The following is a 21,925-nucleotide window of genomic DNA, read 5'->3' as shown; positions in this document are numbered from 1 at the left end:
GGCGGGGCCGCCCGCACATGCGACGGGACGGTGGCACGACTCCCGCGGAGAGCGGAGGAGCGGCGGCACGACTGCCCGCGGACAAGGGACGGCGGGTGTCGACGTACTCGCCGACGGCGGGGAGGGGACGGGGCGGGGGTGGCCGCCCGCAGCGGCTGGCGCGTCCGCACCCCTGCCCCCGTCAGGCGACACTCTCGCGCCAGTCCGAGGACGGACACCCCCGCCCCGGCCCCGCACCACCCACCCACCGAAGGCGCTACCCAAGCCCCCACCCAAGGGAAAGCTGCGCCGCAGGCATCGCCCTCACCCATGGACACTTGACAGACGACAACCGAGAGAGGCCGACCGAACCGTGGAAGACGTCGCGCTCACCGCACAGGCACAGGCATGGCTCGCCGAGGACCCCGACCCGGACACCCGTGAGGAACTCGCCCGCCTCATCGACACCGGCGACCACACCGAGCTCGCCGCCCGCTTCGGCGGCACCCTCCAGTTCGGCACCGCCGGCCTCCGCGGTGAACTCGGCGCGGGCCCGATGCGCATGAACCGCTCCGTGGTCATCCGCGCCGCCGCCGGCCTCGCCGCGTACCTGAAGAAGCAGGGCGTCCCCCACGGGGACGACACCGCCGGCCTCGTCGTCATCGGCTACGACGCCCGCCACAAGTCGGAGACGTTCGCCACGGACACCGCCGCCGTCCTGACCGGCGCCGGCCTCAGGGCGGCCGTTCTGAACCGCCCCCTCCCCACCCCCGTCCTCGCCTTCGCCATCCGGCACCTCGGCGCCGTCGCCGGCGTGGAGGTCACCGCCAGCCACAACCCTCCCCGGGACAACGGCTACAAGGTGTACCTGGGTGACGGCTCCCAGATCGTCCCGCCGGCCGACGCGGGGATCGCCGCCGAGATGGCCGTGGCCTCGCTCGCCGCCGTCCCCCGCCCCACCGAAGGCTGGGAGACCCTCGACGACACGGTCCTCGACGCCTACCTCGCCCGCACGGACGCGGTCCTCGCCAAGGACTCCCCCCGCACGGCCCGCACCGTCTACACGGCGATGCACGGCGTCGGCAAGGACGTCCTCCTCGCCGCGTTCGCCCGCGCCGGCTTCCCGGCCCCGGACCTCGTCGCCGAGCAGGCCGAGCCCGACCCGGACTTCCCGACCGTCGCGTTCCCCAATCCGGAGGAGCCCGGCGCGATGGACCTCGCCTTCGCGAAGGCCCGCGAGACGGACCCCGACCTGGTCATCGCCAACGACCCGGACGCCGACCGCTGCGCCGCCGCCGTCAAGGACGGCGCGGACTGGCGCATGCTGCGCGGCGACGAGGTCGGCGCCCTGCTCGCCGCCCATCTGGTGCGCCGCGGTGCGACCGGCACGTTCGCCGAGTCGATCGTCTCCTCCAGCCTTCTCGGCCGTATCGCCGAGAAGGCGGGGCTCCCCTACGAGGAGACCCTGACCGGCTTCAAGTGGATCGCCCGCGTCGAGGGCCTGCGCTACGGCTACGAGGAGGCCCTCGGCTACTGCGTCGACCCGGACGGCGTGCGCGACAAGGACGGCATCACGGCGGCGCTGCTCCTCACGGAGCTGGCCTCGGACCTCAAGGCGGACGGCCGTACCCTGCTCGACCTGCTCGACGACCTCGCCGTCGAGCACGGTCTGCACGCCACCGACCAGCTCTCGGTCCGCGTGCAGGACCTCGGCGTGATCGCCTCCGCGATGCGCCGCCTGCGCGACCAGCCGCCCACGGAGCTGGCCGGTCTGCGCATCAGCACGGCCGAGGACCTCACCCGGGGGACGGAGGCGCTTCCGCCCACCGACGGCCTCCGCTACACCCTGGACGGCGCGCGGGTCGTCGTCCGCCCGAGCGGCACGGAGCCGAAGCTGAAGTGCTACCTGGAGGTGGTGATCCCGGTCGCCGCGAAGGCCGGCCTCCCCGAGGCCCGCGCGCGGGCGACCGCGCTCCTGGAGAGGATCAAGCGGGACCTCGCCGAGGCAGCCGGCATCTGAGCACACCACGCGGGGCGAGGCGATCGCCCCGCGTGACTCACCTCTCGCGCCTCACCCCACGCGCCCCCCGGCTCACCCGTGGTCCTCACCGCCGGCCCGTCGCCGCTCCCCCGGCCCACCCGTGGTTCTCACCGCCGGCCCGTCGCCGCTCCCCCGTCACCCGACGGCCAGCAGCACGGCCAGCAGCACGGCCCCCGCGACAGCGGGCGCCACCACCTCGTAGGCCCACCGCACGGTCACCTCACCCTGCGCGGAGTCCGCCTCGTGCCGCCGCTCGCGCAGTTCCCGCATCTCCTCCATCGCCCGGTCGCTCTCGTGCCGCCGCGCCCCCGCGGGGGCCCCCGCGGTACCGAGCCCGTCCAGACCCACACCGCCCGCGGCGCCCGCGGCGCCCGCAGGGTCGGCGCCGCCACCGCCCCGCGCGGCCCGTGCCGCCCGTGCGGCGGCCCGCGACTCGTGCCGCGCCGCCCGGCCGCGGGCCCGCAGCGAGACCGGGAGGGCCCACAGCTGGTACTTGTCGCCGGACAGGGTGAAGACCTCGTTGGAGAATCCCGACCGCAGCGAGGCGACCTGCCCCCAGGGCAGCACGATCACGCGGAACGGGTTGCGCACGCGCAGCCGGTCGTCGTTGACGTAGACGGCGGGGCGCAGGGTGTAGGCGACGACCAGCGGCACGAGGAGGAGCAGCACGGCGAGCGCCAGCCAGGGGGTGCGGCCCTCCCCGACGAGTACGGCGTCGATGCCGAGCCAGGCGACGACGGCGAGCAGCAGCGCACCGCCGGCCAGGGCCGCGGGCGAGCGGTAGATCCGGTCCTTGTACGCGGGCGTCGCGGACCCGGCCGGCTTCGTGGGCTCCGGGTCGGGCGACTGGTCCTCGGGGGTGGTCATGGTCCCGATTCTGCCCGACGCCCCGCGCGGCCCCGCAGGCGGCGGACGCCGTTCGAAACGGCCGGGAGGGCTGTACAGCCGCTACGCGCGTAGATATGCTCGTCTGGTGACCATGCCCACCACTGCACCACACGCTCTCAGCGACGTCACCGCGTCCGACGGCACGCTGCGCCGCTTCCTCCACGGGCTGCCCGGCGTCGACGGGGTCGGCCTGGAGGCGCGGGCCGCCTCCCTCGGTACGCGCTCGATCAAGACGACCGCGAAGGCGTACGCCATCGACCTCGCCATCTCGATGGTCGACCTGACGACGCTGGAAGGCGCGGACACCCCGGGCAAGGTCCGGGCGCTCGGCGCGAAGGCGGTCCACCCCGATCCGACCGACCGGACCACGCCCGCCACGGCAGCGGTCTGCGTCTACCCCGACATGGTGGCCGCGGCGAAGGAGGCCGTCGCCGGCTCCTCCGTCAAGGTCGCCTCCGTCGCCACCGCGTTCCCGGCCGGCCGCGCCCCGATCGCCGTGAAGCTGGCGGACGTCCGCGAGGCCGTCTCCGCCGGTGCGGACGAGATCGACATGGTCATCGACCGCGGGGCGTTCCTCACGGGCAACTACATGAAGGTGTACGACGAGATCACCGCCGTGAAGGAGGCCTGCGGGACGAGCGCCCGCCTGAAGGTCATCTTCGAGACGGGCGAGCTGTCGACGTACGACAACATCCGCCGGGCGAGCTGGCTCGGCATGCTGGCCGGGGCCGACTTCATCAAGACCTCCACCGGCAAGGTCGCCGTCAACGCGACTCCCGCGAACACCCTCCTCATGCTGGAGGCGGTCCGCGACTTCCGCGCCCAGACCGGCGTCCAGATCGGCGTGAAGCCGGCCGGCGGCATCCGCACCTCGAAGGACGCCGTCAAGTTCCTGGTCCTGGTCAACGAGACCGCGGGCGAGGACTGGCTGGACAACCACTGGTTCCGCTTCGGCGCCTCCTCGCTGCTGAACGACCTGCTGATGCAGCGCCAGAAGCTGGCCACAGGCCGTTACTCCGGCCCCGACTACGTGACGGTGGACTGATCACCATGGCACCTGTTTTCGACTACGCGCCGGCGCCCGAGTCCCGCTCGGTCGTCGACATCGCCCCGTCGTACGGTCTGTTCATCGACGGCGAGTTCGCCGAGGCCGCCGACGGCAAGGTCTTCAAGACCGTCTCCCCCTCCACCGAGGAGGTCCTCTCCGAGGTCGCCGAGGCCGGTGAGGCGGACGTCGACCGCGCCGTGGGGGCAGCCCGCAAGGCCTTCGAGAAGTGGTCGGCGCTGCCCGGCTCCGAGCGCGCGAAGTACCTCTTCCGCATCGCCCGGATCATCCAGGAGCGCAGCCGTGAGCTCGCCGTCCTGGAAACCCTCGACAACGGCAAGCCGATCCGGGAGACCCGCGACGCGGACCTCCCCCTGGTCGCCGCGCACTTCTTCTACTACGCGGGCTGGGCCGACAAGCTCGACCACGCCGGATACGGCGCGAACCCGCGCCCGCTGGGCGTGGCCGGCCAGGTCATCCCCTGGAACTTCCCCCTCCTCATGCTGGCGTGGAAGATCGCCCCGGCCCTCGCGACCGGCAACACGGTCGTGCTGAAGCCGGCCGAGACGACGCCGCTGTCCGCTCTCTTCTTCGCGGACATCTGCCGGCAGGCGGGCCTGCCCAAGGGCGTCGTCAACATCCTCACCGGCGACGGCCGCGCCGGCGCCGCGCTGATCGCCCACCCCGACGTGAACAAGGTCGCCTTCACCGGTTCGACCGCCGTCGGCAAGGAGATCGCGCGCACCGTCGCGGGCACCCGCAAGAAGCTGACGCTCGAACTGGGCGGCAAGGGCGCCAACATCGTCTTCGACGACGCGCCGATCGACCAGGCCGTCGAGGGCATCGTCAACGGCATCTTCTTCAACCAGGGCCAGGTCTGCTGCGCGGGCAGCCGCCTGCTGGTCCAGGAGTCGGTCCACGACGAGGTCCTCGACTCCCTCAAGCGCCGTCTCACCACCCTCCGCCTCGGTGACCCGCTGGACAAGAACACCGACATCGGCGCGATCAACTCCGCCGAGCAGCTGGCACGGATCACCGCGCTGGCCGAGCAGGGCGAGGCGGAGGGCGCCGAGCGCTGGTCCCCGGCCTGTGAACTCCCGGAGACCGGCTACTGGTTCGCCCCGACGCTCTTCACGGGCGTCACCCAGGCGCACACCGTCGCCCGCGACGAGATCTTCGGCCCGGTCCTGTCCGTCCTCACCTTCCGCACGCCGGACGAGGCGGTCGCCAAGGCCAACAACACCCCGTACGGCCTGTCGGCGGGCATCTGGACGGAGAAGGGCTCGCGCATCCTGGCGGTGGCGAACAAGCTCCGCGCGGGCGTCGTCTGGTCCAACACGTTCAACAAGTTCGACCCGACCTCGCCGTTCGGCGGTTACAAGGAGTCGGGCTTCGGCCGCGAGGGCGGCCGCCACGGCCTGGAGGCGTACCTCGATGTCTGACGCACGACTTTCCGTACTGAAGACCTACAAGCTGTACGTCGGCGGGAAGTTCCCGCGTTCCGAGAGCGGCCGGGTGTACGAGGTGACGGACTCGAAGGACAACTGGCTGGCCAACGCCCCGCTCTCCTCCCGCAAGGACGCCCGTGACGCGGTGGTCGCCGCGCGCAAGGCGTTCGGCGGCTGGTCCGGCGCGACGGCGTACAACCGCGGTCAGATCCTCTACCGGGTCGCGGAGATGCTGGAGGGCCGCAGGGACCAGTACGTCCGCGAGGTCGCCGGCGCGGAGGGCCTGTCGAAGTCGAAGGCCGCCGAGCAGGTGGACGCGGCGATCGACCGCTGGGTCTGGTACGCGGGCTGGACCGACAAGATCGCCCAGGTGACCGGCGGCGGCAACCCGGTCGCGGGCCCGTTCTTCAACCTGTCGTCCCCCGAACCCACGGGCGTGGTCGCGGTACTGGCCCCGCAGGAGTCGTCGTTCCTCGGCCTGGTGTCGGTGATCGCCCCGGTGATCGCGACGGGCAACACGGCCGTCGTCGTCGCGAGCGAGAAGGCCCCGCTCCCCGCCCTCTCCCTCGGCGAGGTGCTCGCCACCTCCGACCTGCCCGGCGGTGTGGTCAACATCCTCTCCGGCCGTACGGCGGAGATCGCCGCCCCGCTCGCCGCGCACCAGGACGTCAACGCGATCGACCTGGCGGGCGCCGACGAGACGCTGGCGAAGGAGCTGGAGATCGCGGCCGCGGACAACCTCAAGCGCGTCCTGCGTCCACAGCCTGTGGACAACTGGTCGGCGACTCCCGGCACGGACCGCATGACGGCGTTCCTGGAGACCAAGACCGTCTGGCACCCGACGGGTTCCCTCGGCGCCTCGGGCTCCGCCTACTGAGCCACACCCCCACCCCCGCGACCGGAGCGCCGTGCCCCTCCCCCGCCGGGAAGGGCACGGCGCTCCGCCGTCGGGACCCGCCGGTTCAGGTGCGCAGCAGGTCCGTGGCCTGCCCGACCCCCGGGATGCTGCCGACCGACTCGGCCTGGGCGACCGGACCGGTCACCTCACGCGAGTCCACCGCCCGGAAGTCGGCGACCTGGGTGCCGACGCCGTTGTCGAGCGGGTCCACGCCCGTACCGGCCAGCGGGTTGGGCTTGAGGTCGGCGACCGTGCCCACGACCTGCCCCGTGTCGTCGAGGACCGCCTCGGAGTCCACGGCCGCCGCCGACGTCGTCGCGCCGATGCCGAGCGCCACGCCCGCGGTGGCGAGGACCGCCAGGGCGCGTCGGGCGGTCGGCGTCTTGGGTGCCTTGTGTCGGGCCATCGCTGGGCCACCTCTTGCCTTCGCTGGGTGATCGGTTCACCGCGCAGCGTAGTGGGCATGTGACGCGCGCTTCAAAGCCGCGCCTCGGGGTCGTACGCCACCCCGCCGATGCCTCACACTGGTGTCCCGTGAGTTCCCAGTCGCCCATATCCGCGCGAGTCGTGCTGCTCTGCGGCCCCTCCGGCTCCGGCAAGTCCCTTCTCGCGGCCCGCTCCGGCCTTCCGGTGCTGCGCCTCGACGACTTCTACAAGGAGGGCGACGACCCGTCCCTCCCGCTGGTGGCGGGGTCGTCGGACATCGACTGGGACCATCCCGGCTCCTGGGACGCGGACGCCGCCGTCGCCGCGATCGACCGGCTGTGCCGTACCGGCCGGACGCCCGTTCCCGTCTACGACATCTCGCTGAGCGCCCGTACGGGCGAGGGGAGCGTCGACATCGGCGGGGCCCCGCTGTTCATCGCGGAGGGCATCTTCGCCGCGGAGATCGTCGCCCGCTGCGCCGAACTGGGCCTGCTGGCGGACGCGCTGTGCCTGAGCCGGGGTGCGCTCCGGACGTTCCGGCGGCGTTTCCGGCGGGACCTCAGGGAGGGCCGCAAGTCGGTGCCGTTCCTGCTGCGCCGCGGCTGGCGGCTGATGCGGCTGGAGCGGTCGATCGTCGCCCACCAGACGGCGCTGGGCGCGTACGCCTGCGACCGGGACGAGGCGCTGGCCCGTCTCGCGGTCGCGGAGTTCGCCGTCCGGCCGAGGACGGGCACCGGCACGCCGGCCTGACGCGGCGGAGCCGGCACCGGACGCACGAAAGGCGGGACTGGGTGGGCCCCCCGGCCCTCCAGTCCCGCTGTTTCGCACTCCCCCGTGTCCCCCGTACTCCCCCGTTGCCGTCCCGGATCCCTCGCGCTTCCCCCGGATCCGGGTGGTACCCCCGTACCCCCTCGTGCTCCCCCTCCTGGTCACCCGTGGATCCCCCGATCCCCGGGCCCCCGTCCTTCAGGCGACGAGCTCCCCGAAGGCGTTCTCCTCGTCACGGCCGAAGCTGAGGACCTCGTCCTCGCGCAGCCGGCGCAGCGACCGCCAGATGCTCGACTTCACCGTGCCGACACTGATGCCGAGGATGTCGGCGATCTCCGGGTCCGTGCGGCCCTCGTAGTAGCGCAGGACCAGCATGGTGCGCTGGAGCTCGGGCAGCCGGGCCAGCGCCTGCCACAGGACCGCGCGCAGTTCGGTGCCGCGCATCGCGTCCGTGTCACCGGCCGTCTCCGGCAGTTCCTCGGTCGGGTACTCGTTCAGCTTGCGGCGGCGCCACGCGCTGATGTGCAGGTTGGTCATGGTGCGGCGGAGGTATCCGCCGACCGCCGCCTTGTCGCTGATCCGGTCCCACGCCCGGTAGGTCGAGAACAGTGCGCTCTGCAGCAGGTCCTCGGCCTCGAAGCGGTCGCCGGTCAGGTGGTAGGCGGTGGCGTACAGGGAGGCGCGGCGCTCCTGGACGTAGGCGGTGAACTCCGCCTCCGACGGCGAGCGGCGCTCCCCCGAGCCCTCCCCGTACGCGGTTCCCCCGTCGGTGTCCCCCGTGGACGCGTCAACCACCGTCATGATCGTGGTGTGCTGACGCCCGGCGCCGCGAGCGCACCCCCGCATGCTCGCGGCACCGGACTTCTCGGAACCCCGGTGCACGTCGTGCAGACGCGTGATCACTGCGCTGGTGCTGGTGCCGTGCAGCGTGTTCATCTCGCGCCCCCCGTCGTGGACTTCCGGTGTTTCGCCCTGCCGTTGTGCTTGTGCCGAAAAGCTTGCCCGGGGACCTTCATGGCCGTGTCTGCCGACTGTCACAGACGTGTCACAGGGGCCGGTCACCTCGGGCCCACACTTCCTTCACCGGGTGTCCGCGCACGTAGCGGCACGTATGCGGGCCCAATGGGCATCTGTCGCCCACGGGTCGAACAGGGAGCCCTCCATGGGCCAGAATGGCTCCCGTGCCTTCCCTGTTGCTGATCGAGGACGACGACGCCATCCGCACGGCCCTGGAGCTCTCACTGACGCGCCAGGGTCACCGGGTGGCGACCGCTGCCAGTGGTGAGGACGGTCTGAAGCTGTTGCGCGAGCAGCGGCCCGATCTGATCGTGCTGGACGTGATGCTGCCCGGCATCGACGGCTTCGAGGTGTGCCGCCGCATCCGGCGCACGGACCAGTTGCCGATCATCCTGCTGACCGCGCGCAACGACGACATCGACGTGGTGGTCGGGCTGGAGTCCGGCGCCGACGACTACGTCGTCAAACCCGTGCAGGGCCGGGTGCTGGACGCCCGGATCCGGGCGGTGCTCCGGCGCGGCGAGCGGGAGTCCAGTGACTCGGCGACCTTCGGCAGCCTCGTCATCGACCGGTCGGCGATGACGGTGACGAAGAACGGCGAGGACCTTCAGCTGACGCCGACCGAGCTGCGGCTGCTGCTGGAGCTGAGCCGGCGGCCGGGACAGGCGCTCTCCCGGCAGCAGTTGCTGCGCCTGGTGTGGGAGCACGACTACCTGGGCGACTCGCGCCTGGTGGACGCGTGTGTCCAGCGGCTGCGCGCCAAGGTCGAGGACGTGCCGTCGTCCCCGACCCTGATCCGTACCGTGCGCGGTGTCGGCTACCGGCTGGACCCGCCTCAGTGACGCACGAGCACCAAGGGGGGGCCCGCGGCTGGTCCGCGGCGCGCAAGGGAGTCTGGTCACGGCTGCGGTTCACCAGCCTGCGGCTGCGGCTGGTCGTGGTCTTCGGGCTGGTCGCGCTCACCGCGGCGGTGTCCGCGTCCGGGATCGCCTACTGGCTGAACCGTGAGTCCGTGCTGACCCGCACGCAGGACGCGGTGCTGCGCGACTTCGAGCGGGAGATGCAGAACCGGGCGGGCGCCCTGCCCCAGCACCCGACGCAGGACGAACTGCAGCGCGCGGCCGGGCAGATGGCGAACAGCAGTCAGCGGTTCACCGTGCTGCTGGTCGCGACGGACCCCGACGGGCGGACGGTGTACGGCAGTTCGGGCGGACTGAACGGCTTCTCGCTGCAGGACGTACCGGTGTCGCTGCGGGACGCGGTGACCGAGCGGCAGAAGATCACGTCGACCAACAAGTACCCGCACCACATGTACTGGCTGCGGACGGTGGACGAGGACACGCCGTACCTGGTGGCCGGGACGCGGGTGATCGGCGGCGGGCCGACCGGCTACATGCTGAAGTCGCTGGAGCCGGAGGCCAAGGACCTCAACTCGCTGGCCTGGTCGCTGGGGATCGCGACCGCGCTCGCGCTGATAGGTTCCGCGCTGCTCGCCCACGCCGCCGCGACGACCGTGCTGAAGCCGGTGCAGCGGCTGGGCGTCGCCGCGCGGCGGCTCGGCGAGGGCAAGCTGGACACCCGGCTGCGGGTGTCCGGTACGGATGAGCTCGCCGACCTGTCCCACACGTTCAACAAGGCGGCCGAGGCGCTGGAGAAGCGGGTGGCCGACATGGCCGCCCGGGACGAGGCGTCGCGCCGTTTCGTGGCGGACATGAGCCATGAACTGCGGACGCCGCTGACCGCGATCACGGCGGTGACGGAGGTCCTGGAGGAGGAGCTCGAGTTCGAGGGCGGCGGCATCGACCCGATGATCGAGCCGGCGGTGCGGCTGGTGGTGAGCGAGACGCGGCGGCTGAACGACCTGGTGGAGAACCTCATGGAGGTGACCCGCTTCGACGCGGGCACCGCCCGTCTGGTCCTCGACGACGTCGACGTGGCCGACCAGATCACCGCCTGCATCGACGCGCGCGCCTGGCTGGACGCGGTCGACCTGGACGCCGAGCGGGGCATCCACGCGCGGATCGACCCGCGACGGCTGGACGTGATCCTGGCCAACCTCATCGGCAACGCGCTCAAGCACGGCGGTTCGCCGGTGCGGGTGGCGGTGCGGGAGGACCCCGGGGAGGACGGCGAGGGCGCCGGCGACGGCGGGACGGTGGTCATCGAGGTGCGCGACCACGGGCCGGGCATCCCCGAAGAGGTCCTGCCGCACGTCTTCGACCGCTTCTACAAGGCCAGCGCCTCCCGGCCGCGTTCGGAGGGCAGCGGTCTGGGACTGTCCATCGCGCTGGAGAACGCGCACATCCACGGCGGCGAGATCACGGCGGCCAACTCTCCCGAGGGCGGCGCCGTGTTCACGCTGCGGCTGCCGCGGGACGTGTCCGCGCGCAGCAGCGAGGACCCGACCGGTGACGCCGGTGACGAAGGCGCCGAGGGGGACGCCTGATGAACGGACGACGTGGGGCCGTGCGCGGCGCGCGGGGACTGCCGGCGCTGGTGGCGCTCGGGACGCTGCTGGCCGGGTGCGGCATCCGGGCCACGGAGGTGCCGACCGACTTCGGCCCGGCGCCCTCACGGGTGCGCTGCTCGCTGGCCGAGCCGGAGGTGTCGACGCAGGCCGGGCGGGAACTGCCCATGCGGGTGTTCCTGTTGTGCGGATCGTCGCTGGTGGCCGTGGACCGTACGGTCCGGGTGCCGGACGGGGCCGCGGACGCCCGGCGGGTGCTGGTGGCGCAGGGGCTGCTCGACGAGGTGTCGAAGCAGCCGTCGGGCGCCGAGCGGGAGGCCGGGTACACCACCCGGGTGCGGGCCGGCACGACGGTGGCGGGTCCGCGGCCCGGTGACCCGGAGGACACCCTGCGGCTGAGCGTCGCGCCGGGGAGCCTGTCGCCCACCGGGCTGGCGCAGGTCGTGTGCACCTTCTCCGACTCGGCGGCGGCCGAGGGGGACGGCTCGGTGATCCTGGGCGGCCCGGAGGACGGCCCGCCGCGCCGCTACGCGTGCACGGACGAGGTCCGCTCGCATCCGGGTGACGCGGAGCCCCCCTCCACGGAAGCCACCGGCAGCTGACCCCGCCGCGTCACCGGGTCCCGGCCCTCGTGCCGGGACTGTGGTGCGCGCCTCATGTGGGGAACGGGTGACATGCCGGAACCGATCGTGCCGGACGCCGCGTCTTGGGGTTCGTGCAGCGTCAAGGCTTCATCGGCGGCATCGCCGCATCCCGTGTCCGTGTGACCGGAGGGCTCCTCCTGGCCGCGTATCTCGCGTTCGTCGCCTGGTACACGCTGCGCCCGCTGGACGTGCCCTGGGTGATGCCCGCCAATCTCCGGCCCTTCGACGGCATCCGGGGCGACTTCGCGCTGGGGTGGACGACGGGACTGCGCCGGACCGTCGGGGCGATGGCGTTGCTGGCGCCGCTGGGCGTGCTGCTGCCGATGGCCGGGGGCCGGCTGGCGGTGTCCCGGCTGGGTTCGCTGATCCGCACCATGACCGCGACCGCCCTGGTCTCGCTGGCCGTCGAACTGCTGCAGACGGTCGTGCCGGGCCAGGTGGTGGACATCGACTCGCTGCTGCTGAACACGGCCGGCGCGGCGCTCGCGCACGCGGCCGTGGTGCCCGCGGGGCGCGCCTGGCTGCGCCGCGGGGCCGGCGACACGGCCCTCCTCCCGGAGGAGGCGGCTCAGGGGCGGACCCCGACGATTCCCAGGGTCGGCCTCGCTCCCTGGAGCGACGCGTTTCCCCCGTCGTCTCCGTAACGTGGAGGGCATGGAGGCAGCCACCGAGGGAGGCCTCCCCGCTGACGAAGGAGCCCGTGATGAGCCGCCTCGCCCGCCCCACCAACGACCGGATGATCGGCGGAGTGTGCGCCGCGCTGGCCCGCCGTTTCGGCACCTCCACGACCACGATGCGGGTGATCTTCCTGGCGTCGTGTCTGCTTCCGGGACCGCAGTTCCTGCTCTACATCGCGCTGTGGATCCTGTTGCCCTCGGAGGACAAGGCCCGCACCGCCTGGTAGCGCCCCGGCGCCGTCTCCCCGCGCGTACGCCGATGGGGCGCACCCGGATCCGGGTGCGCCCCATCGGCCGTTTCCGCGGGATCAGCCGCCGAGCGGGACACCGTTGACGTTGAGGCCCTTGGTGGGCACCTCGCCCAGCGGCAGACCGCCGAGGAGGGAGGTGCCCGGAAGGCCGGGTCCCGCCTTCCGGGCCACCGGCTGGACGGCCGCCATGCCGGTGCCGGCCAGGTCCTGGCCCTTCGCCAGCGCGTCGGCCGAGCCCGGCACCGCGCCGGAGACCCGCTCCGCGGGGACGGCCTGCGTGACGGTGTCCAGCGCCTGGGCGGCGTCCGGGGCGGCCGGGGCCGCGTTGGCGGCTCCCGCTCCGGCGGCGGCGAAGGCGGCACCGAGAGCGGCGACACCGAGGGTCTTGGCAGCAGACTGCTTCATGTAAGTGCGTCCTCGAAATGGGATACGGGGATGTGAGCGGTGCTGCGACCGTAAACACGCGGCACCGCCCGCCGCAAACATCGAAATGCGGACGGATGGTGAACGTCGCTCGTGTCCGCGTTTCCCGAAGACGCGGCACTCAGCCTTCCGGCGTCACGGAACCGCTGGTGGAAGGGGTCTGCCGGAACAGCCATTCGGATTTCAGCTCGGCGTATCCGGGCTTGACGACGTCATTGATCATGGCCAGTCGTTCATCGAAAGGAATGAACGCTGATTTCATCGCATTGACGGAGAACCACTGCATGTCGTCGAGCGTGTAACCGAAAGCCTCGACCAGGTGCTCGAATTCCCGGCTCATGCTGGTGTGGGACATGAGGCGGTTGTCGGTGTTCACGGTGGTCCGGAAGTGCAGCCGGCGCAGCAGACCGATGGGGTGTTCGGCGTAGGAGGCCGCCGCACCGGTCTGGAGGTTGGAGCTCGGGCACAGTTCCAGCGGGATGCGCTTGTCCCGTACGTAGGCGGCCAGCCGGCCCAGCTCGACGGTGCCGTCGTCGCGGACGTGGATGTCGTCGATGATGCGGACCCCGTGCCCGAGCCGGTCGGCGCCGCACCACTGCAGCGCCTGCCAGATGGACGGCAGGCCGAACGCCTCGCCGGCGTGGATGGTGAAGTGGTTGTTCTCCCGCTTCAGGTACTCGAAGGCGTCGAGGTGCCGGGTGGGCGGGTAGCCGGCCTCGGCGCCCGCGATGTCGAAGCCGACGACACCGCGGTCCCGGTAGCGGTTGGCGAGCTCGGCGATCTCCAGGGCGCGGGCGGCGTGCCGCATCGCGGTGAGCAGGGCCCCGACGCGGATGCGCCGGCCGTTCTCCCGCGCGCGCCGCTCCCCCTGCCGGAAGCCCTCGCCGACCGCCTCGACGACCTCCTCCAGGGTGAGCCCGCCTTCGAGGTGCTGCTCGGGCGCGTAGCGCACCTCGGCATAGACGACACCGTCCTCGGCGAGGTTCTCCGCACACTCGGCGGCGACCCGGACGAGGGCGTCGCGGGTCTGCATGACGCCGACGGTGTGCGAGAAGGTCTCCAGGTACCGCTCCAGGGAACCCGAGTCGGCGGCCTGGTGGAACCAGAGGGCGAGCTTGTCGGGATCGGTCGCGGGGAGGTTGGTGTAGCCGGTCTCCCGGGCCAGGTCCACGACGGTGCCCGGGCGCAGGCCGCCGTCGAGGTGGTCGTGCAGCAGAACCTTGGGCGCCCGGCGGATCTGGTCCGGCGTCGGGGTGTTCGCGATGGTCTGGCTGGTCATGGCCGCACCCTAACTCCTACGCGCGTAGATCACCGGTGGACGCGTGCGTCGATACGTAACGGTGACCGCACGGACGGGTCGGGTACACCACCCCTTCTGAGAATGTTCTGTCATGGCACAGCAAGCGACGCCGGTCCGCACGGCCCGGCTGGGGCGGGCGCTCGGCCCGGAGCCGACGGCGGTGAACGGGGTGGTGCTGCTGCTCCCGGGCGGCGAGGAGGTCTCCGGCCGCAGACCGTCCCCCATGGTGGCGGCCGCGTCCGTACGGGGTCTCGGCCGCCGTCTCTCCCGCGCGGGACGCGACCGGAGCCTCGCCACCCATGTCGTGCACTACCGCTACCGGGGCTGGAACGGCAGCGAGGCGCGTCTCGCGCACGACGCCGCCTGGGCCGCCGACGAGGCCGTACGGCGCTACGGCGACGTCCCCGTCTGCCTGGCCGGCCTCGGCATGGGCGGCCGGGCCGCGCTCCGCGCGGGCGGTCACGAGGCCGTCAACTCCGTGCTGGCCCTCGCTCCCTGGCTGCCGGAGGAGGACGTCGCGGCACCACCCGAACCGGTGAAACAGCTCGCCGGCCGGCACGTGATGATCGTGCACGGCACCCACGACGCCCGGACCGACCCGGAGTTGTCGTTCCGGCTGGCGGCGCGGGCGAAGAAGGCGAACCGGGAGGTGTGCCGGTTCGAGGTCCACGCCGACGGACACGGGCTGAGCCAGTACCGGGACGAGGTACTGGCGCTGGCGGAGGACTTCGTGATGGGGGTGCTGTTCGGGCAGGCGTTCTCGCGGCCCGTGCGGGACGCCTTGGCCGCGCCCCCGCCGCTGGGACTGCGGATGCCGCTCGCCGCGGGGTTCGGGAAGTCGTTACGGCGGTAGGGCGCCGGGCCCGCCTCAGTGCGGCAGCAGGGTGCCCCGCTTGGAGAGCAGGAACTTCTTGAAGGCCGCCACCGGGGGTGTGTCCGGGTGGCCGGCCAGCCAGGCCACCCCGATCTCCCTGGCGGCCCTGGGAGCCGTGACCGTCAGTTCCACGACTCCGGGCCGGGGGAAGGGGGGCGGAGGGAGGAGGGCCACGCCCAGGCCCGCCGCCACCAGGCCGCGCAGCGTCTCGGCCTCCTCGCCCTCGAAGGCGATGCGCGGCTTGAAGCCGGCCTGCGCGCAGAGGTCGTCGGTGATGCGGCGCAGGCCGTAACCGGGTTCCAGGGTCACGAAGTTCTCCTCGCCGGCCTCGGCCAGGCGGATGCGGCGGCGTCCGGCGAGGCGGTGGTCGGCGGGGACGACCAGGCGCAGTTTCTGCTCGTCGAGGCGGCGGGCGACGAGGTCGGGGGCGTCGGGCACCGGGGAGGTCAGACACAGGTCGAGGTCGCCCGCGCGCAGGCCCTCCAGCATGGCCTCGCCGTAGTTCTGGACGAGGCTGAACCGGATGCGCGGATGGTCGGCGCGGAAGGCGTGCAGCAGGCCGGGCACGGTCTCGGCGCCCATGGTGTGCAGGAACCCGAAGGCGACCTTGCCGGTGGCGGGGTCGGCGTCGGCGCGCACGTCCTCTGCGGCGCGCTCGATCTCGGCGAGGGCGCGTTCGACCGAGGCGAGGAAGGTGCGGCCCGCGGGGGTCAGGGAGACGGTGCGGCCGTGGCGGGCGAACAGGTCGACGCCCAGGTCCTCTTCGAGGCGGACCAGGGCCCGGGAGAGCGTCGACTGCGGCACCTGCATCTCCTGGGCCGCGCGGGTGACGTGCTCGGTGCGGGCCGCGCCGGCGAAGTAGGCGAGGCGGGGGGCGAGCAGCCTCGCCATCTCTTCCGTGTCTCGTGTGTCACCGGCCTGTGACAGCCGGCCCCGTGACCTCTGCTGATGCACCATGGGAACGATTATGACGATTCCGTGCATTGGACGGATGAGCGGGGGCGTCCGTAGCTTCGAGGCATGACTCCCGCCAGTACCGGGGCGTCCACCAGTGTGGGCGCCGTCGCATCCGTTTCCTCCGCCGCCCCGCCGCCCGTCCGCGCGTCCCGGATGTCCCCGGGCGGGCCCGGTTACCGCCGGATGAGTCTCGCCCTGTTCCTCGCCGGTGTCGCGACCTTCGCGCTGCTCTACTCCACCCAGGCGCTGCTGCCGCTGATCTCCGGCGACTTCGCCGTGAGCGCGAGCGACGCGAGCTGGACGGTGTCCGCGGCGACCGGCGGTCTGGCGCTGTTCGTGCTGCCGATGAGCGCCCTGTCGGAGCGGTTCGGACGGCGTACCGTCATGACGGTCTCGCTGGCCGTCGCGGTGACGGTGGGGCTGCTGGTGCCGTTCGCCCCGTCGCTGGTCGCGCTGGTGGCGCTGCGGGCGCTGCAGGGCGCGGCCCTGGCCGGGCTGCCCGCGTCGGCGACGGCCTATCTGGCGGAGGAGGTCACGCCGAAGGCGCTGGTGACGGCGATCGGACTGTTCGTCGCCGGGAACAGCGTCGGCGGGATGAGCGGCCGGGTGATCACCGGCTGGGTGGCACAGGAGTGGGGCTGGCGGGTCGCCGTCGGGGTGATCGGGCTGATCGCGGTGGCCTGCGCGGTGGCGTTCCGGCTGCTGCTGCCGGCGCCGCGGCACTTCCGGCCGGGCTCGCTGCGCCCGCGGGTGCTGGCGGGCACGGTCCGCCGTCATCTGGCCAACCCGCTGCTGCGGCGGCTGTTCGCGATCGGCGCGCTGTTCATGACGGTGTTCGGAGGCGTGTACACGGTCATCGGGTACCGGCTGACGGAGGCGCCGTTCTCGCTGCCGCAGGGTGTCGTCGGGTCGGTCTTCCTGGTGTACCTGGTGGGCACGGTGTCCGCCTCGGCCGCCGGGCGGCTGGTGGGACGGCTGGGACGCCGCGGCGCGCTGTACGCGGGCGGTGGGACCACGGCGGTGGGGCTGGTGCTGTCGCTGGCGGGGTCGCTGCCGGTGGTGCTGCTGGGGCTGGTGCTGATCACGGCCGGGTTCTTCGCGGGGCACGCGGTGGCCTCGTCGGCGGTGGGGAAGACGGCGGACGAGGGGCGCGCGCAGGCCGCGGCGCTGTACCAGTCCGCGTACTACGTCGGGTCGAGTGCGGGGAGCACGGCGGGGGCGCTGGCGTTCCACGCGGGGGGCTGGGCCGGGACCGTGGCGGTCGGGCTGGTGGCCGTGGCCGGAGTCGCGGCGATCACCCTGGCCGGGACGCGCGCCGCGGCGCGCGCGGCCGTGCTCCGGCCGGCCTGATCCGCTGCGTCGGTGGTCTGAGCTGCGCCTTCGTCCTGTCGACGGGCCGTTGTCAGTGGGCTGCGGTAGCTTCCGGAGGAGTGGGTGCGAAGGCGCTCCACGGGACGCCGCATGGGGTGGGTGGACGATGACGAACGGCACGGCGACGACGACCGATCTGGACGCCACGCTGGAGAAGTACCGGGTCGAACTGACCGGGTACTGCTACCGGATGCTCGGCTCGTCCTTCGAGGCGGAGGACGCGGTGCAGGACACCATGATCCGTGCCTGGCGCAGCTACGACAAGTTCGAGGGCCGCTCCAGCCTCCGCTCCTGGCTCTACCGCATCGCGACCAACGTGTGCCTGGACATGCTGACGGCGGGCAACAAGCGGGCCCGCCCGATGGACCTGACGGAGTCCACCCCGCTGGCGCGGGCCGCGCTGGTCCCCCGCCCGGACAGCACCTGGCTGGAGCCGATGCCCGACTCCCGGGTGCTGCCCACGCCCGCCGACCCGGCGGAGGCGGCCGTCGCCAAGGAGTCGGTGCGGCTCGCCTTCATGGCCGCGCTCCAGCAGCTGCCGGCCCGACAGCGGGCGGTGCTGATCCTGCGCGAGGTGCTGGCGTGGAGGGCGAGCGAGGTCGCCGAGCTGCTGGGCACGTCGGTCGCGTCGGTCAACAGCGCGCTCCAGCGGGCCCGGGCCACGCTCGCGGAGCGGCGTCGGCCGGACGCCGAGGCGTCGGTGTCCGACCGGCTCGACGAGGAGCAGCGGAAGCTGCTCGAGCGCTATGTGACGGCGTTCGAGGGTTACGACATGTCGGCACTGACCGCGCTGCTGCACGAGGACGCCGTCATGACGATGCCGCCGTTCGACCTGTGGCTGACCGGCGCCGACGACATAACGGGTTTCATGACGACGCTGGGCGCCCCGTGCGCGGGTTCCCGGCTGGTGCCGGTGGAGGTCAACGGGCTGCCCGGGTTCGCGCAGTACAAGCCCGATCCGGAGGGCGGCGGTTTCACGCCGTGGGCGGTCCAGGTGCTGGAGATCTCAGACGGCCGGATCACCGGGTTCCACTGCTTCCTGGACACCGCGCGGTGGTTCCCGCTGTTCGGGCTGCCCCTCCATCTCGAAGCGGAGTCCGACGAGGTCCAGCAGGGCGCATAGCGCCCGGGAGGGGTCGCGCAGCCGTATGCGGCCTCCGCTGCGGCGGGCGGTGAGCTGCAACCGCGCGAGGAGTTCGACGGCGGCGAGACCGGGCGGGCCCAGGCCGCCGACGTCGCACACCACCACCCCGGCGCCCGAGCCGCCGCCACCGCTGTCCAGCAGCGCCCGCAGGGCGTCGCACGGCCCGCTCACCCCGTCCCGGGTGAGGGGGCCGTCGAGCACGAGTACGGGCGGTGTCATGGCGTCCACGACCGGTAGACCGGCCGGGCCCCCGCAACTCATCGCGAGGGGGCGCCGCGAAGGATCACATTGACCCGGGCGTGGCCTCCCCCGGAGGGTTGGCTGTATGCGCCACAGACCCTCGCCGTCCCCGCTGTCCGGTGCCCTTCGCCGCCGCGAGGAGCCGACGTGCGGGGCGTGCTGAGCGGGTTCCTGGTGATCGCCGTCGTCATCGGCGTCGGCTATGTGATCGGCCGCCGGGGGTACCTCGGTGCGCAGGGCCGCGACGTCCTGACGAAGCTGGCGTTCCATGTGGCCTCCCCGGCGCTGCTGTTCACCACGCTGGGCCGGGCCGACCTGTCGGTGGTCTTCTCCGGCCGGCTGCTGGTCACCGCGCTGAGCACGGCGGCCGTGGCGGGTGTCTTCGTCGCGGTGGGTGCCGTACGCCGGTGGGGCGTGGGCCGTACCACCGTCGGCGCGCTGTGCGCCGGCTACGTCAACGCGGGCAACCTGGGCATCCCGATCGCGGTGTACGTCCTCGGGGACGCCTCGCTCGTGGCTCCGGTGCTGCTGTTCCAGCTCATCGGGATCACCCCGGTCGCGCTGACGATCCTGGACCTGTCGACGGCGGGCGAGAAGCAGCCGCTGTGGCGGCGTCTGCTGACGCCGTTGCGCAATCCGATCGCGCTGGGGTCGCTGGCGGGCGTGGCGGTGTCGGCGCTGGGGGTGGAGATACCCGGACCGGTCTGGGACCCGGTGACCCTGATCGGCAACATGGCGGTCCCCGCCGTGCTGCTCGCCTTCGGCATCTCGCTGCGGGGCAGCCGCCTGCCGCTGCGGGGCGGCGACCGGGGTGCCGTTCTCCTCGCCGTGGGACTGAAGGCGGTGGGCCAGCCGCTCGTCGCCTGGGCGCTGGCAGTGGGCGTCTTCGGTCTGCGCGGCGCCCACCTGCTCGACGTGGTGGTGACGGCGGCCCTCCGGCGGCCCAGAACCTCTTCACCTACGCGAGCAGCTACCGCGTGGGCGAGACCCTGGCCAGGGAGGCGATCCTGGTGTCGACGGTGCTGTCGGTGCCGGTGCTCGTGGTGGTGGCGGCGCTGCTGGGGTGAGTCAGGTCTCCGGGAACTCCGCGGTGTCGATCACGAGGTCGAAGGGGGCGGGGAGCTTTAGCGGTTCCCCGAACTTCGCGGTGCTCAGGGGGCGGTAGACGTCACCCTTCGGGTCACCGTGGAGCGTCGCGGTCGGCCCGTCGGCGGCCCAGCGGTCGACGAGGAGGTACAGCGGGATGCCCGCGGTGGCGTAGGCGGCGAGCTTGCCGACACGGTCGTCGCGGGCGTTGGACTTCGAGGTGACCTCGACGACCAGCTCGGCGAGGGCGGCGGGGATGTGGGTGTCCGACTCGGTGTGGTCCCGCCTTGGGGCCACGACAAGATCCGGGATGAGCATGCCCAGCCTCGAAGGCACGGCGATCGCCAGCGTCTGAAAAATGCCCCAGTCCAGCGGGATCACTGAGTAGAGGCGGCGCTGGATACTTTCCGCGATCAGGTTGTGACGGTATGCGGGAGCGGGTGACACGGTGACGATCCCCTCAATGATCTCCACCTTGCTGCCCTCGGGCCATTCCATCTCCTCCCAGAACCGGACGAGGTCGTCCCAGCTCTGTTCGGGGTCCTGGCTCACGGTGAGTGCGCTCATGGCGGTCTCCTATCGGTGCGTCACCGAGTCCAGCATGCCGAACGGGACCGGTGGGGGTCCACCGGTCCCGTTCACCCGAAAGGGGAAACCGCTGGTCAGGCGATACGTTCCAGCACGACCGGCGTGGCGGTGAAGTCCGTGCCGGAGGCCTCGATGTCGTAGGAGCCCTTCACCGCCTGGAGGGCGTAGTCGAAGCGCTCCGGGGTGTCCGTGTGGAGGGTCAGCAGGGGCTGGCCCTCGGTCACGGTGTCGCCGGGCCGGGCGTGCAGTTCGACGCCGGCGCCCGCCTGGACCGGGTCCTCCTTGCGGGCGCGGCCCGCGCCGAGGCGCCAGGCGGCGACGCCGATGTCGTAGGCGTCGACGCGGGTCAGGACGCCGGAGGACGGCGCCTTGACCACGTGCTGTTCGCGCGCGACCGGCAGCTCCGCGTCCGGGTCGCCGCCCTGGGCCGCGATCATGCGGCGCCACACGTCCATCGCGGAGCCGTCGGCGAGGGCCTTCGCCGGGTCGGCGTCCTTCAGGCCGGCCGCGTCGAGCATCTCGCGGGCCAGGGCGAGGGTGAGTTCGACGACGTCCGCCGGGCCGCCGCCGGCCAGGACCTCCACCGACTCGCGGACCTCGAGCGCGTTGCCCGCGGTCAGGCCGAGCGGGGTGGACATGTCGGTGAGCAGGGCGACCGTCCTCACACCCGAGTCCGTGCCCAGGCCGACCATCGTGCGGGCCAGCTCGCGGGCGTCCTCGATCGTCTTCATGAAGGCGCCGGAGCCGACCTTCACGTCCAGGACCAGGGAGCCGGTGCCCTCGGCGATCTTCTTGGACATGATCGAGGAGGCGATCAGCGGGATCGCCTCGACCGTGCCGGTGACGTCGCGCAGCGCGTAGAGCTTCTTGTCGGCGGGGGCCAGGCCGTCGCCGGCCGCGCAGATGACGGCGCCGGTGCCGTCCAGCACCGACAGCATCTCCTCGTTGGAGAGCAGGGCGCGCCAGCCGGGGATGGACTCCAGCTTGTCGAGGGTGCCGCCGGTGTGGCCGAGGCCGCGGCCGGAGAGCTGCGGGACGGCCGCGCCGCAGGCGGCGACGAGGGGCGCCAGCGGAAGGGTGATCTTGTCGCCGACGCCGCCGGTGGAGTGCTTGTCGGCGGTGGGGCGGGACAGGGACGAGAAGTCCATGCGCTCGCCCGAGGCGATCATCGCGGCCGTCCAGCGGGCGATCTCGCCGCGGTTCATGCCGTTGAGGAGGATCGCCATGGCGAGCGCCGACATCTGCTCGTCGGCCACCTCCCCGCGGGTGTACGCGTCGATCACCCAGTCGATCTGCTCGTCGCTGAGTTCGCCGCGGTCCCGCTTGGTGCGGATGACGGAGATGACGTCCATGGCTGGCGTTCCTTCCGGAGGTGCGAAGGGCGCGGCCCCTC

Annotated in this window: 22 protein-coding genes and 1 pseudogene; 14 read left to right on the top strand and 9 right to left on the bottom strand. The window is 72.6% G+C overall.

Annotated features, from left to right (window positions below):
- Nucleotides 1-352 precede the first annotated feature (352 nt).
- Nucleotides 353-1,999 (top strand): phospho-sugar mutase, encoded by a 1,647-nt coding sequence (locus IE172_RS29725; protein ID WP_190100424.1) that lies wholly within the window; start codon nt 353-355, stop codon nt 1,997-1,999.
- Nucleotides 2,000-2,155: 156 nt separating this feature from the next.
- Here IE172_RS29725 and IE172_RS29720 read toward each other — a convergent pair whose 3' ends face one another.
- A complete protein-coding gene (locus IE172_RS29720) occupies nt 2,156-2,887 on the bottom strand; it encodes a PH domain-containing protein (RefSeq protein ID WP_190100423.1) in 732 nt (243 codons plus the stop codon).
- A 112-nt stretch (nt 2,888-2,999) separates the two neighbouring features.
- Here IE172_RS29720 and deoC point away from each other — a divergent pair, with 112 nt between their 5' ends.
- The 3 genes from deoC to IE172_RS29705 are packed head-to-tail and all read left to right on the top strand — an operon-like array spanning nt 3,000 to nt 6,278.
- Entirely contained in the window at nt 3,000-3,953 is a 954-nt protein-coding gene (gene deoC, locus IE172_RS29715) for a deoxyribose-phosphate aldolase (RefSeq protein WP_190100433.1), read from the top strand.
- Between the two features lie 5 nt (nt 3,954-3,958).
- Entirely contained in the window at nt 3,959-5,395 is a 1,437-nt protein-coding gene (locus IE172_RS29710) for an aldehyde dehydrogenase family protein (protein WP_190100422.1), read from the top strand.
- Entirely contained in the window at nt 5,388-6,278 is an 891-nt protein-coding gene (locus tag IE172_RS29705; protein ID WP_190100421.1) for an aldehyde dehydrogenase family protein, read from the top strand. Before IE172_RS29710 ends, IE172_RS29705 begins: the two co-directional genes overlap by 8 nt.
- Nucleotides 6,279-6,363: 85 nt before the next feature.
- Here the strand turns inward: IE172_RS29705 and IE172_RS29700 are convergent, their stop codons facing one another.
- Nucleotides 6,364-6,705, bottom strand: a complete 342-nt coding sequence (locus IE172_RS29700; protein WP_190100420.1) for a hypothetical protein — start codon at nt 6,703-6,705, stop codon at nt 6,364-6,366.
- 128 nt (nt 6,706-6,833) lie between these two features.
- Between IE172_RS29700 and IE172_RS29695 the strand changes: the two genes are divergently transcribed.
- Complete coding sequence (locus IE172_RS29695) at nt 6,834-7,475, top strand: uridine kinase (protein WP_229886557.1); 642 nt, start codon at nt 6,834-6,836, stop codon at nt 7,473-7,475.
- A gap of 216 nt (nt 7,476-7,691) precedes the next feature.
- Here the strand turns inward: IE172_RS29695 and IE172_RS29690 are convergent, their stop codons facing one another.
- Complete coding sequence (locus IE172_RS29690) at nt 7,692-8,429, bottom strand: SigE family RNA polymerase sigma factor (RefSeq protein ID WP_190100418.1); 738 nt, start codon at nt 8,427-8,429, stop codon at nt 7,692-7,694.
- Between the two features lie 245 nt (nt 8,430-8,674).
- Here IE172_RS29690 and afsQ1 point away from each other — a divergent pair, with 245 nt between their 5' ends.
- From afsQ1 to IE172_RS29665, 5 genes are all read left to right on the top strand, one after another.
- A complete protein-coding gene (gene afsQ1 / locus IE172_RS29685) occupies nt 8,675-9,352 on the top strand; it encodes a two-component system response regulator AfsQ1 (protein WP_024883374.1) in 678 nt (225 codons plus the stop codon).
- Nucleotides 9,349-10,956 (top strand): ATP-binding protein, encoded by a 1,608-nt coding sequence (locus IE172_RS29680; protein WP_190100417.1) that lies wholly within the window; start codon nt 9,349-9,351, stop codon nt 10,954-10,956. Before afsQ1 ends, IE172_RS29680 begins: the two co-directional genes overlap by 4 nt.
- Nucleotides 10,956-11,579, top strand: coding sequence for a hypothetical protein (locus tag IE172_RS29675; RefSeq protein WP_190100416.1), 624 nt, complete (start codon nt 10,956-10,958; stop codon nt 11,577-11,579). The genes IE172_RS29680 and IE172_RS29675 overlap by 1 nt, the downstream gene beginning before the upstream one ends.
- Before the next feature lie 113 nt (nt 11,580-11,692).
- Nucleotides 11,693-12,265, top strand: a complete 573-nt coding sequence (locus tag IE172_RS29670) for a VanZ family protein (protein WP_190100415.1) — start codon at nt 11,693-11,695, stop codon at nt 12,263-12,265.
- Nucleotides 12,266-12,324: 59 nt separating this feature from the next.
- Nucleotides 12,325-12,525, top strand: a complete 201-nt coding sequence (locus IE172_RS29665; protein WP_190100414.1) for a PspC domain-containing protein — start codon at nt 12,325-12,327, stop codon at nt 12,523-12,525.
- Nucleotides 12,526-12,606: 81 nt separating this feature from the next.
- On the opposite strand, the gene IE172_RS29660 is transcribed toward IE172_RS29665, so the two are convergent.
- Entirely contained in the window at nt 12,607-12,954 is a 348-nt protein-coding gene (locus IE172_RS29660; protein WP_190100413.1) for an ATP-binding protein, read from the bottom strand.
- Nucleotides 12,955-13,093: 139 nt separating this feature from the next.
- Entirely contained in the window at nt 13,094-14,251 is a 1,158-nt protein-coding gene (locus IE172_RS29655) for an adenosine deaminase (RefSeq protein WP_190100412.1), read from the bottom strand.
- Between the two features lie 112 nt (nt 14,252-14,363).
- On the opposite strand from IE172_RS29655, the gene IE172_RS29650 reads away from it, so the two are divergent.
- Nucleotides 14,364-15,125 carry a prolyl oligopeptidase family serine peptidase gene (locus tag IE172_RS29650; protein ID WP_190100411.1) on the top strand — a complete coding sequence of 254 codons (762 nt, stop codon included), beginning with the start codon at nt 14,364-14,366 and terminating at the stop codon, nt 15,123-15,125.
- Nucleotides 15,126-15,140: 15 nt separating this feature from the next.
- Here IE172_RS29650 and IE172_RS29645 read toward each other — a convergent pair whose 3' ends face one another.
- Nucleotides 15,141-16,103, bottom strand: coding sequence for a LysR family transcriptional regulator (locus IE172_RS29645; protein ID WP_190100410.1), 963 nt, complete (start codon nt 16,101-16,103; stop codon nt 15,141-15,143).
- A 63-nt stretch (nt 16,104-16,166) separates the two neighbouring features.
- On the opposite strand from IE172_RS29645, the gene IE172_RS29640 reads away from it, so the two are divergent.
- Both IE172_RS29640 and IE172_RS29635 read left to right on the top strand, forming a co-directional pair.
- On the top strand, nt 16,167-17,453 hold the full coding sequence (locus IE172_RS29640) for an MFS transporter (protein WP_190100409.1): 1,287 nt from the start codon (nt 16,167-16,169) through the stop codon (nt 17,451-17,453).
- A 127-nt stretch (nt 17,454-17,580) separates the two neighbouring features.
- Nucleotides 17,581-18,597 (top strand): sigma-70 family RNA polymerase sigma factor, encoded by a 1,017-nt coding sequence (locus IE172_RS29635; protein WP_190100408.1) that lies wholly within the window; start codon nt 17,581-17,583, stop codon nt 18,595-18,597.
- Here the strand turns inward: IE172_RS29635 and IE172_RS29630 are convergent.
- The gene (locus IE172_RS29630; protein WP_229886555.1) at nt 18,481-18,837 is read right to left on the bottom strand and encodes an STAS domain-containing protein; all 357 of its coding nucleotides are present in this window, start codon (nt 18,835-18,837) and stop codon (nt 18,481-18,483) included. The genes IE172_RS29635 and IE172_RS29630 overlap by 117 nt on opposite strands.
- A 168-nt stretch (nt 18,838-19,005) precedes the next feature.
- Between IE172_RS29630 and IE172_RS29625 the strand changes: the two are divergent.
- Nucleotides 19,006-19,925 (top strand): annotated as a pseudogene (locus tag IE172_RS29625) (AEC family transporter).
- Nucleotide 19,926: 1 nt separating this feature from the next.
- On the opposite strand, the gene IE172_RS29620 reads toward IE172_RS29625, so the two are convergent.
- Both IE172_RS29620 and IE172_RS29615 read right to left on the bottom strand, forming a co-directional pair.
- Nucleotides 19,927-20,511, bottom strand: coding sequence for a Uma2 family endonuclease (locus IE172_RS29620; protein ID WP_190100406.1), 585 nt, complete (start codon nt 20,509-20,511; stop codon nt 19,927-19,929).
- Nucleotides 20,512-20,606: 95 nt separating this feature from the next.
- Nucleotides 20,607-21,884, bottom strand: coding sequence for a thymidine phosphorylase (locus tag IE172_RS29615; protein ID WP_190100405.1), 1,278 nt, complete (start codon nt 21,882-21,884; stop codon nt 20,607-20,609).
- Nucleotides 21,885-21,925 lie beyond the last annotated feature (41 nt).

Source organism: Streptomyces griseoflavus, assembly GCF_014649995.1.
GTDB lineage: Bacteria > Actinomycetota > Actinomycetes > Streptomycetales > Streptomycetaceae > Streptomyces > Streptomyces griseoflavus.
The sequence above is the reverse complement of the archived record's forward strand: the minus strand, read 5'-3'. Positions and strand labels throughout refer to the sequence as shown.